The organism is Bradyrhizobium sp. UFLA05-109 (assembly GCF_054185165.1).
The window spans coordinates 1-10,242 of sequence record NZ_JBBIAR010000051.1 but is presented as its reverse complement, the minus strand read 5'-3'; the positions used below and the strand labels follow the sequence as shown (position 1 = coordinate 10,242).

Genomic DNA, 10,242 nt, shown 5'->3' with positions numbered 1-10,242 from the left:
GGACCCCATGATCCATGCGACCTGCCATACCGCCGACAACGTCGTCTGCCTCGAGTTCGATGCCACGCCCTGGTTCAGCGAGGCCGACGCTCCGAGCATCATCGATCTGGCCCAGCGCGAATGGACGAGTGCAGCAATTGCTGAGTCGCTCGAGCGCCGGCGAGGATACGAACGCCTGCATAACCTCATGGAATATGCGGCGAAGCGACTTCAGGAGGACTCCTTGGAGGATCCGACCTGGGAAACCTTCGAGTGTATCGTCGACGGGCCGGAAGCCATGGCCTGGCTCGCGAAGAACCGGCCTGAAATCGTGGCACGGATTCCAAGCCAGCCGGCGTGAGCGCTAGGGTTTATCGGCTCTGATCGAAGCGGAACCGGGCTCGCCCTTTTCTCGCCGCCATCATCATTCACGGAGCTGGCAGGGCGGGGCAACGGTGGGCAGCGTTCCCGAAGGTTCCGTGTGATCGTCCGACATCTTCTGCAACATGAAACTCAGGTATCGCGACGCGCGCTCGTGCGCGGGCTCGCGTCCTTCGGCGCGCTCGCGCTTGGCGGATGCGCAGGCCTGGGCGCAACGGGCGCGCGCTTCGACGCGTCGTCCCTCTCGGTTGACCCCACATTGCTCGTCACCACGACGCGCAAGCCCGTGAACGGCGGTCGCACGAAACCCTGGTTCGGGCCGGAGCGCGCGACCACGATGACGGTCGCGCGGGCCAAGCTGGTGGCGCCGGACGAGAGCCGTCTTTCGCTCGCCGCGGTCGGACTTGGCGATTGGCGCCTTGACCGGGTCGAACCGGTATCGGCCGACGCTGGCGATCTCCTGGCGCAAGCCGGCGGTGGGGGAGACGTCCTGATCTACGTGCACGGCTTCAAGCAGACCTTCGAGACCGCAGCGCTCGATGCCGCCCATCTCTCCGATGGGATCAAGTTCCGCGGCCGGACCATGGTGTTCTCCTGGCCCTCAAAGGCAGGACTGTTCGACTATGCCTATGACCGCGACAGCGCGATGTGGTCCCGCGACGATTTCGAGCGCGTGCTCTCCTCCCTCGTGTCGGCTCCGGGTAGCGGCCGCGTGCACATCGTTGCGCACAGCATGGGAACCATGCTGACGCTCGAAAGCCTGCGTCAGCTCTATGCGCGATACGGTGACACCGTTACGGGCAAAATCGGCGCGGTGGTTTTTGCGGCGCCTGATATCGACATGGACGTGTTCTCGTCGGCGATCCACCGCATCGGCCCGCTCGCCGGCAAGATCACCGTGATTGCCGCGACGAACGATCGCGCACTGGCGCTCTCGGGGCAACTCGCCGGCGGAATGACGCGGGTCGGCGCAGCCGAGAAGGCCACCATCGAGCGGCTCGGCGTGCGCGTGATCGACGCCTCCGACGCCGGCTGGGGCATCATCAACCACGACCTGTTTCTGTCGAACGCCGAGGTGCAGCGGGTGATCCGCCGCTCGATCGACGGCACGACCACGTAAAAGGGCGCCGGCTCCTCCGCCTTTGCCGCGCGATCCCATGCTATTATGATGCGTGGACGATCACCGGGAGCCTCGGTTGCAGCGCCAGCAGTTCAAGATCGACATCCAGTCCGACGAGCCGGTCTGGACGCCGGCGCGCGCGGCGCTGTGGCGACGCATTGAGCAGCATGATTTCGAGCCCGACACGCCGCTGAACTTCACCCGACGCCTCGCGCGCGACCACGGCTGGAGCCTCGACGAGGCCCGTGCGGCCGTCGAGGCCTATCGCCGCTTCTGCTTTCTCGCCGTCGTCTCGCCGACGCCGGTCACGCCGAGCGAGATCGTCGACGAGGTCTGGCACCAGCATCTGATCTATTCACGCGACTACTGGACGATCTGGTGCGGCGAGAGGTTACAGGCCCCGCTGCACCATGATCCCACTCCCGGCGGGCCCGAGGCCCAGGCGACCTATCGCCGGCAATATGCCGAGACGCTCGCGCTGCATGAGCGCATGTTCGGGCCGCCAAGCGCGGCGCTGTGGCCGGCGACACATCTGCGCTTCGGGCGCCAACGCTATCATGTGACGGACCGCCGCCGCTGGCTTATCATCCCCAGACCCATCGCATGGATTCGCGATCGATTGATGAGGACGAACCGATGACATGGAATCCGTTGGACTGGACGGCTGGTCCCTTCCTGACTCTCTATCTGACCAGCGCAGCCATCATCTTCCTGCTGGGTTACCATTTCAGGTCGACGATCGGCCCCCCTGCCAACGCGACGCGCCAGTTGAACGCGCTGGAATTGGCCTATCTCGGCGGTGGCGCACGGCGCCTCGGCGATGTGATCCTGCTCAGCCTGACGTCGGGGAATGGTGCCACCATCGCGCAGAACGGCCGCACCATCACCGTCACCGACCAGACGCCGCTGACGACCATCATGCGCAAGCCGGCATCGCTCGCGGTCCAGTCGGACATGACGCGCCAGCAATTCCAGACGGCGGTCAAGCCGATCGTCCAGCAGATCAAGGGGCGCCTGCAGCAGCTCGGCTATGCCCCGTCCGACGCGCAGATGACGTCCTTCCATCTGACGGTCCTCCCTTTCGTCGCGCTCCTCCTGGGTCTCGGAGCCATCAAGGCCGCCGTCGGCGCGGAGCGGCACCACCCGGTCGGCATCCTGATTGTCCTGCTCGTCGTCACAATCATCGGGGGCATCCTGCTGGCGCAGCGACCCCCGCGAACGCGCGCAGGCAAAGAGGCCCTCGAGAGTTATCAGGCCTCCAACGCGCGGGCCTCGCGCGCGCCGCGCGACCACGAGCTGCTTCTCGCCGTAGCGCTCTCCGGTGCCGTCGTCCTGTCGGGGACTCCCCACGCCCCGGTCTATGCCGCATCACAAACGATGAGCAGCGGTGGTGGTGGCGATGGTGGTGGCGGTTGCGGTGGGGGCGGCGGAGGTGGCGGCGGATGCGGCGGGTGCAGTTGAGAGAGAAACAGCCGCAAAGACAAAAGGTCGAAAACAACCCCATGCAAAGTAGCCGGCGATTTTCAGCCGCGAGGCTGATGCATACCCGGCCAAAACATTGAAGCATCAAAAGAAACGCGCGATTTCTCCGCGCGCTGAAGGCCCGCCAGAGCCAAAACGGGATTGGAACTCGGGAACAGCTGATGCGTTACGACGGCGCGGATGAGAAGGCCGCGTTTCGAAGGTGACGAGCCTCAGCTTTCGCTGCCTCCACCACCTTCCGCATCATTGACCGGCATTGGCGCACCTCGGTGAAGGAGGGCTGCATGTCAAACGGCGTCGGTTCGAGACATATCCAGGAAGCAGCCGCCGGCCGGCAGGACGAAAAGCGCGCCGGATGGAGCTGGTGGTACCTGCTCCTCCTCATTCAATTCGTCGCCGTTCTCTGGCCGCCGTTCTACAACATGGCCGAGCCCGAGCTCATCGGCATCCCATTCTTCTACTGGTACCAGCTTCTCTGGGTCATCATTGGAGCCATCCTGACCGCAATGGTCTATTTCGCGACGGAGGAATAGCCCGGTCGCGGGTGCAGTCACGCAAGGGGAAACGATACCGAGGAGGGCCAATCGGGAGGAGTGCCGTGCAGGACGTCAACTGGACTGCCTTGATCATCTTCCTGGTGCTGTTTGGGCTGATCACGTGGCTCGGCTTTGCAGCCGCGCATTGGCGCAAGGGCGACCTCGACCAGCTGCACGAATGGGGACTTGGCGGACGCCGCTTCGGTACGATCGTCACCTGGTTCCTGATCGGCGGCGACCTCTACACGGCCTACACCTTCATTGCCGTTCCGGCGCTGGCTTTCGGGGCCGGCGCGGTCGCCTTCTTCGCTGTCCCGTATACGATCATCGCTTATCCCATCCTCTTCCTGGTTTTTCCGCGGCTTTGGTACGTTTGCCACCGGCACAACTACATCACGGCCGCCGACTTCGTCCGCGGGCGCTTCGGCAATCGCTGGCTCGCACTGGCGATGGCGGTCACCGGCATCGTCGCGACGTTGCCTTATATTGCGCTCCAGCTGGTCGGGCTTCAGGTCGTGATCGGAGGGATGGGCGTTTCCGGCGAGGGCTATAGTGGCGACTTGCCGTTGCTGTTTGCGTTCATCATCCTCGCCGCCTTCACCTATTCGAGCGGACTGCGGGCCCCCGCGTCGATCGCAATCGTCAAGGACATCCTGATCTACATCACGGCGTTCGCCACCATCATCCTCGTTCCCATACAGCTTGGCGGCTTTGAGAAGATCTTCGCAGCCGTACCGGACTCGAAGCTCCTGCTGGCGACGCCCGGCGCCAACACGACCGGCGCGTACGGCGCCTACGCGACGCTGGCGCTCGGGTCGGCGCTGGCGCTCTTCCTTTACCCGCATTCAATCACGGGCATCCTGAGCGCCAGCAGCGGACGCGCCGTCAGGCGCAATGCGGCACTTCTGCCTGCCTATTCATTCATGCTTGGCCTGCTTGCGCTCGTCGGCTTCTTCGCCATTGCCGCAGGCGTCGGCACGCTTCCCGAATACGCGACCGGCTTCAAACAGTTCGGCAACAATTTTGCGGTGCCGGCCCTGTTCCTCCACACCTTCCCGTCATGGTTCGTCGGCATCGCCTTTGCCGCCATCGGCATCGGAGCGCTCGTGCCGGCTGCGATCATGTCGATCGCTGCCGCCAATCTCTACACACGCAACATTCACCGCGAATTCATCAACGGCGCGCCCACCGACAAGCAGGAAGCGCAGATGGCAAAGATGGTGTCGCTCATCGTCAAGTTCGGCGCGCTGGCCTTCATCGTGTTCGTGCCATCGAAATTCGCGATCTACCTGCAGCTCCTCGGCGGAATCTGGATCATCCAGACGCTGCCGGCCGTGATGCTCGGCGTCTACACGCGATGGTTCAACGATTGGGCGCTGCTCATCGGATGGGCCGCGGGAATTGTTGCGGGAACCGCAATGTTCGTCGCGGCGAACCTTACCCCGACCTATGCTCTTGCGGTGGGCGACTTCACCTTTCCCGGCTATTCGGCGCTGTACGCCGTGGTCCTCAACCTCATTCTGACACTCGTCCTCACGCCGCTGTTCAATCTCGTCAGCCGCACTTCGGCCGATGAGACTCTCGCGACCGAGTATCGGGCGCCGTTGCGAACCTGAGAAAGAAATCGCAAGACGGAAAAGCGCACCGCCGCACGACGATGCCGGATCACGTCATACGCTATGCGCGGCCCTTGATCTCATAGTGGCCCGGCACGCATTTGTAGCGCTCGATCCGCCAGTTTGAATGATACAGCGGATGTTCACCCATCCACTTCGCAAGCGGCGCCTGCGCCCCCTTCATGCAGTCTTGAAACGTGATGTCGGGCGTCATGCTGCTGTTGGTCACGATCTCCTCGACGCAGCTACCCGCGGCGGCGCCGCTGAGGTGACAGAGAATTGCAACGACGGTCACGAACATGCATCGCATCCCTTCCGGTTCGCCGGGCGGGCAGCGCGCACGATTGCGACGTCCTCGCCCTTCAGCGGGCCCGATCTTACCGAGCGCTACCGACGCGTCATCCTACTTAGGTCCTGATCGTACTTTGGTCCTGATGCGAGTCCGTAGTCGCTCGGACGCGGCAGAAATCTGGACGGCAAGATAAGCCGGTGGTGGCTTATCCGGCAAAAAGCGTCTCGATCGCCAAGAAACTGCAATCAGCAGCTTAGCGAGGTCTTCACGCAACTAATTCTTGGCGCAACTAATTCTTGGCGTTCCGCGTCTTGCTCGCTCCCCTGAGCGGGGCCGCGGGTGATGGAGCCGGATTGTCCCAGCCTGCCATCTGCAGACAGGTGAGCAGATCGACATAGCTTTGTATGCCCCCAGCCGTAGCCTCGCCTTCGCAAGTTTCACGCCTCGGAGCAGGAACGGTCAGCCAGGTCGAACTTAGCTGTTGCTGCGCAATCCTCTCGTCACGCATGCATTCGCCGGCGTCCTGCGCGAGAGCGAGTCCCGACGCCTTGTCGTCAGCAGAAACGTCCCTGCAAAGAGCTTCCACGTTCAGGATGGGCACGCGGTCTGAAATCGCTACCGTGGGCTGACCAAGAAGCGATAATGCCAACAGCGCTGCTTTCATCTGATCCTCCCCTTTTGAATTGGATTGGACGGGGCAGCTCAGGGAAGTTAGGCCTGATTTGTTTCCGGCCGGCTTCGCCTGGCCGTGAAAGGGCTTCGTCCCGGGCCGAAATCGAAAGGCCGGCTCGCCGGCGATGAATGCCTGCCGCAAGACATGGGAACGGCGCAACGGCGGCCGCTGGCAATGGCGCCGGAACGTCAGCGAATGGCAATCGCTGCCAACACTCGACGAAGGTAGACGGCGGTGAATTCGCTCGATTTGCTCCGCGCTGTCGATGCGGACTCGGCACAGCCGATCTCAAGGCGACTGCGCGCCGCGATTGCGGCGACTCCATTCGAACATCCGAAGCTTGCCGTCATCGCCGTTGTGAACACTGAGGGCTGTGCCGCGCGCTTAGAAGCAGCACGCGCCCGCTCGGCTCGGGTGATCAGATTCCGAGACCCTACCGAGAGCGCGGACTAGCTCGCGGTGCGCCCGTGTTCCCAATGTTGCAAAATGGGCTCTCGCCCCGCTGCCTGTGGATTAACGCGCCATTAAGTCCCGTGCCATCACCATGCTGATAAGCTCCGGTTGGGCACGGGGATCTCAACATGATTGAAGTAGTGCTTTTCGTCGCAGCAGGCGCATCACTGTACGGCCTAACTGGCTTTCTGTTTCGCGATCAGATCACAAGCCGGCACTGATCTATCATCTCTGCCCGTCAGCGCTGGTTCGGGCCCGGCTAGAGGCCACACGAGAACCTGCGCGAAGTCGATCGACTTTCAAAAAGTACAGGTTTTGAAAGAAGCGGATCGACGCTGATTCATCGGTCGATTTAGATTCCGAAAGTCTTACTTTCAAAAGGGGCGATCGGCGATGCGTTACGGCTATGCACGGTCAGCTCAAAGGGCCAGGACTACGCGGGACAAGTGGAAGCGTTGAAGGCCGCAGTGTGTGAGCGCATCTTCAGCGAGAAGGCATCCGGCAAATCGATCAGCGGCCGGCCGGAGTTTGATCGGCTGGTGCGGGCCTTGCCCCGGACGATGTGGTCACGGTCACCAAGCTAGACCGGCTGGCACGTAGCAGCCGCGACCTACACAACATCCTTCACGAGATCGCCTCGCGCGATTGCGCCTTCGTCTCGCTGGGCGAAGCTTGGTGCGACACCACGACCGACGTGGGCCGGCTGGTGCTTACCATCATGGGCGGCACTGCCGAGTTCGAACGGGGGGCTGATTCAGAAACGCTGCGAGGAAGGGATTGCCCGGGCCAAGCGTGAAATATCAGATCATTCCCACGACCGGACATCGCCAATTTCGTGACAGATATCACGAGCGAACGCTGACAATCATCGCACGCGCTAATGGGCGGGAGATTTCGGCCTCAAGAATTCAGCGGTCTCCCGCCGAAACGCCTCCAGCGGAACGGCGCTCCTGTCTATCCAAACCCTTCAGCGCATGCCAGAGCCAGCGGTGGGACTGAGCGCGCTTATGAACCGCGCGCTGACGTGTTTAGGGCTCCGCCGAAGTTCTTGAGGACCTCTGACACCATGCTGCTGAGACCGCCGGAAACTGCGTCCAGCTGATCGCTCGTCAAGACGCGGCCTTCGAACCAGACTTTTCGCTCTGTATTGGTCGGCTTCCTCACATCCGTCATGTCATTTCTCCTTTGGCGATCGTGTGTGCGCTAGCGGTAGCCAATCCTAAAACGAGGCGGCGGCCACCATTTGCTCAATGCAACCTGAACACGCCATCGACGGCGCGCAGTTCAGCCGGCTTGATCAGCCTGGAATGCGCCACGGTGACCGAGAACAAGGGGCCGTCGAGCTTCTCCCGCCAGAAGGCGAGAAAATCCTGCAGCGCCGGGAATTTCGGAAACAGATCGTAATTCTGCCAGACATAGGTCTGCAGCAGCGAGCGATGATCCGGCATCCGATAGAGGATCCGTGCCGTCGTCAGCCCGTATCCCATCACTTGTTTCCGAAAATCCTCGGAAGCAATCCCAACCCGAGAAGCCATGCTCAATCTCCATTCCCTCCACGCGCTGGTCCGTCCCAGCAGATCATCTTCGCCGTCACGAGCTGACACCCCCTTATCGCTCTCGAAGCGCCCGCCATCAGTGATGGCCATCACTCTCGACCTCTCGGGGCCGATGCAGAGCGCGAGTCATTCGAACGCTCATGCGACATCGTCGCCAAATGGAGCAATGGTCTCTCCGCGCAAAAACGCGCAGAGAGACCGCCCTGCCCATTTACCCGAAAAGCCACGACCATGAGGCCGGCCTGTTTGTAGTTAGTCTGGTCACGAAGTGGAATGGCGGCCCACCGTCGCCCCACTGGTAGAATTGCGAAGAATTTCCGCCGCCGGTCACTTGATCGAGCTGATCGTCGCGTAGCAGGTCTGTCGTGGCGTTAGTCACTCTCTGATGGTCGGTCGTGTTCGTCATGGCTTCCTCATGGTGTTGAGAATCAACTTCTAGGCAGCAATCCGCGCTCTGGCTGTGATAATAACTGTCACACGCGGCGAGCCTATCGTTGTGCTGCCTCGGAAGGGATTCCGTCCAGGAGGCCACCGGCTGCTCGCGTGCAACTGTCGCCAAGATCGCGAAGCGCGCTCAGAAGGCTGCCTAGCGCGCGCACACCCTGCCCACGACGCACCGAGCCCCGTCCTGCATACCGCTGGGTGGGGCTTTTGCTTGCCCCGCGCCGTGCGCTGGCGCGAGGTGGGCCTTAGCAAAGCACCGCCGCGATCGTGAGGAGGCCGATAGCCGCCAACGACCAGGAGAGCGTCTGCAGCATCCATGATGAGTAGTGGTCGCGCTTCATGCCCGCAGCACGGCCCAGCGCTCACCGAGGACTCTTGATCCATCTCAAAGAACCCAGGAGCCGCGCCCGCGCGGGCCGCGTGGGCTGACGCGAAATCCCAAATTCTTGGCTCGCAATCACAAGACTTACCGGCCGAACTTGCGATAAGCGAACCATTTTCTGGGGAAACTGAAATAGATGGCCCGGTTTCACTTTCACAAGCACCAAGATGGGAAACTGATCGAAGACCACAAAGGGCGTTCGTTTCCTGACGAAAAAGCTGCGTGTCGCCATGCGTTGCGTGAGGTTGCTGCAATCATCGGGCGGATCGGCCGTGACGATGGTCACGCCGGAACATATGTCGCCATTGAAGTGGAAGACGGCGAGCGTACGCGATGCGTTGTCAGAGCTTTTATAGTCGTTGAGCATCCTCGCTGAAGTCATGCGCCGCAGCAAACAACATCGTCTGGCGAGCCACTGACAATCAGCATCGCATCGGCGGGTTTGATCCCCGCAGCCCTCGCGGCCGAGAACCTGAGGGGCGCGCGAATCGCGCACCATGCGTTGGCGCGCGTCGGCAGCGCTGTACGGGCTCGGATGATCTAGCCGCCCAGGAGAAGGACGGCGGCGCAGAAGCCCGAGACGGCTAAAGCGATAAAGCAGCGTTCCACAAGATCCATCTGCGATCCTTCCGGGACCACCCCACCCGTAAACGTTGAAAGCGGCCTAAGGGTCCTATCAGCGCCGATCTCGGCAGGCCAGATGCACCACGACTTGCGTGCTTTTCTAGGCTGTTTCCATTAAGGAATCGGAATCGCTCCAGCCTCCCGTTGCGTTGACACCAGAGACGCGCGAGCCGATGCTCGCGTCGCCGCTCGTCGAGTGGCGCGGCGGCTTTCGCAGGGCCGACATTCCCAAGGAGACCAACGATTCACCGCGTCCCGGCCGGCGCGCGGGAGCAAAACGTTGGCCGTCGTTTAAGGAATACTGCGATGATGGAATCTTCCGGGAGCATCAAGACCCTGCAGCAATTCGTCAACGCCGCCGGCACCGCCACCGTCAAGCTGGTGAGGCGGACCAGGGAAGTCACCGACGCCCTCGGCAAGAGCTGGATCGTCACCATCGGCTATGCCGTGGTCATCAACTCCACCGACAACTACTCCACTTTCTATCCCTATGAGGACCGAGCCGAAGCGGCAGCCTGCTGCATGGACGTAGTCCAAGATGGCTCCGAGATCGACACCGAGCGCGTCGCCGCCGCGCGCTGATCCACGAAACAGAAGTGCAGGGTCTTCGGTCTCCGCGCTAGATCAGTGCAGCAAACCAACCAGCCGCGCCTTGTTGATCAAGTACGACACAAAGGCCGAGCATGCACCGATCATAAACAGGG

At 62.0% G+C, this 10,242-nt stretch carries 13 protein-coding genes; 10 read left to right on the top strand and 3 right to left on the bottom strand.

Annotated features, from left to right (window positions below):
- The first annotated feature begins 7 nt into the window (after window positions 1-7).
- From Q3C01_RS30895 to mctP, 6 genes are all read left to right on the top strand, one after another.
- Complete coding sequence (locus Q3C01_RS30895; RefSeq protein WP_458149071.1) at window positions 8-340, top strand: hypothetical protein; 333 nt, start codon at window positions 8-10, stop codon at window positions 338-340.
- 174 nt (window positions 341-514) lie between these two features.
- Window positions 515-1,480: an alpha/beta hydrolase gene (locus Q3C01_RS30890; protein WP_458149070.1), complete on the top strand. Its 966-nt coding sequence runs from the start codon at window positions 515-517 to the stop codon at window positions 1,478-1,480.
- A 76-nt stretch (window positions 1,481-1,556) separates the two neighbouring features.
- Window positions 1,557-2,120 carry a glycine-rich domain-containing protein gene (locus Q3C01_RS30885; RefSeq protein ID WP_458149069.1) on the top strand — a complete coding sequence of 188 codons (564 nt, stop codon included), beginning with the start codon at window positions 1,557-1,559 and terminating at the stop codon, window positions 2,118-2,120.
- Window positions 2,117-2,941 carry a TIGR04222 domain-containing membrane protein gene (locus Q3C01_RS30880; protein ID WP_458149068.1) on the top strand — a complete coding sequence of 275 codons (825 nt, stop codon included), beginning with the start codon at window positions 2,117-2,119 and terminating at the stop codon, window positions 2,939-2,941. The genes Q3C01_RS30885 and Q3C01_RS30880 overlap by 4 nt, the downstream gene beginning before the upstream one ends.
- A gap of 305 nt (window positions 2,942-3,246) precedes the next feature.
- Window positions 3,247-3,495: a DUF3311 domain-containing protein gene (locus Q3C01_RS30875; protein WP_458149067.1), complete on the top strand. Its 249-nt coding sequence runs from the start codon at window positions 3,247-3,249 to the stop codon at window positions 3,493-3,495.
- A gap of 65 nt (window positions 3,496-3,560) precedes the next feature.
- On the top strand, window positions 3,561-5,114 hold the full coding sequence (gene mctP / locus Q3C01_RS30870; RefSeq protein WP_458149066.1) for a monocarboxylate uptake permease MctP: 1,554 nt from the start codon (window positions 3,561-3,563) through the stop codon (window positions 5,112-5,114).
- A gap of 61 nt (window positions 5,115-5,175) precedes the next feature.
- On the opposite strand, the gene Q3C01_RS30865 is transcribed toward mctP, so the two are convergent.
- Window positions 5,176-5,415, bottom strand: coding sequence for a hypothetical protein (locus Q3C01_RS30865; RefSeq protein ID WP_458149065.1), 240 nt, complete (start codon window positions 5,413-5,415; stop codon window positions 5,176-5,178).
- Between the two features lie 280 nt (window positions 5,416-5,695).
- Window positions 5,696-6,070: a hypothetical protein gene (locus Q3C01_RS30860; protein ID WP_458149064.1), complete on the bottom strand. Its 375-nt coding sequence runs from the start codon at window positions 6,068-6,070 to the stop codon at window positions 5,696-5,698.
- Between the two features lie 908 nt (window positions 6,071-6,978).
- Here Q3C01_RS30860 and Q3C01_RS44975 point away from each other — a divergent pair.
- Window positions 6,979-7,116, top strand: a complete 138-nt coding sequence (locus Q3C01_RS44975; protein WP_479684017.1) for a hypothetical protein — start codon at window positions 6,979-6,981, stop codon at window positions 7,114-7,116.
- Window positions 7,095-7,328: a recombinase family protein gene (locus Q3C01_RS30855; protein WP_458149063.1), complete on the top strand. Its 234-nt coding sequence runs from the start codon at window positions 7,095-7,097 to the stop codon at window positions 7,326-7,328. The genes Q3C01_RS44975 and Q3C01_RS30855 overlap by 22 nt, the downstream gene beginning before the upstream one ends.
- Window positions 7,329-7,779: 451 nt before the next feature.
- Here the strand turns inward: Q3C01_RS30855 and Q3C01_RS30850 are convergent, their stop codons facing one another.
- Window positions 7,780-8,067 carry an usg protein gene (locus Q3C01_RS30850; RefSeq protein WP_027528055.1) on the bottom strand — a complete coding sequence of 96 codons (288 nt, stop codon included), beginning with the start codon at window positions 8,065-8,067 and terminating at the stop codon, window positions 7,780-7,782.
- 983 nt (window positions 8,068-9,050) lie between these two features.
- Between Q3C01_RS30850 and Q3C01_RS30845 the strand changes: the two genes are divergently transcribed.
- Window positions 9,051-9,290 carry a DUF6894 family protein gene (locus tag Q3C01_RS30845; RefSeq protein ID WP_458149062.1) on the top strand — a complete coding sequence of 80 codons (240 nt, stop codon included), beginning with the start codon at window positions 9,051-9,053 and terminating at the stop codon, window positions 9,288-9,290.
- Between the two features lie 554 nt (window positions 9,291-9,844).
- On the top strand, window positions 9,845-10,120 hold the full coding sequence (locus Q3C01_RS30840; RefSeq protein ID WP_458149061.1) for a hypothetical protein: 276 nt from the start codon (window positions 9,845-9,847) through the stop codon (window positions 10,118-10,120).
- Window positions 10,121-10,242 lie beyond the last annotated feature (122 nt).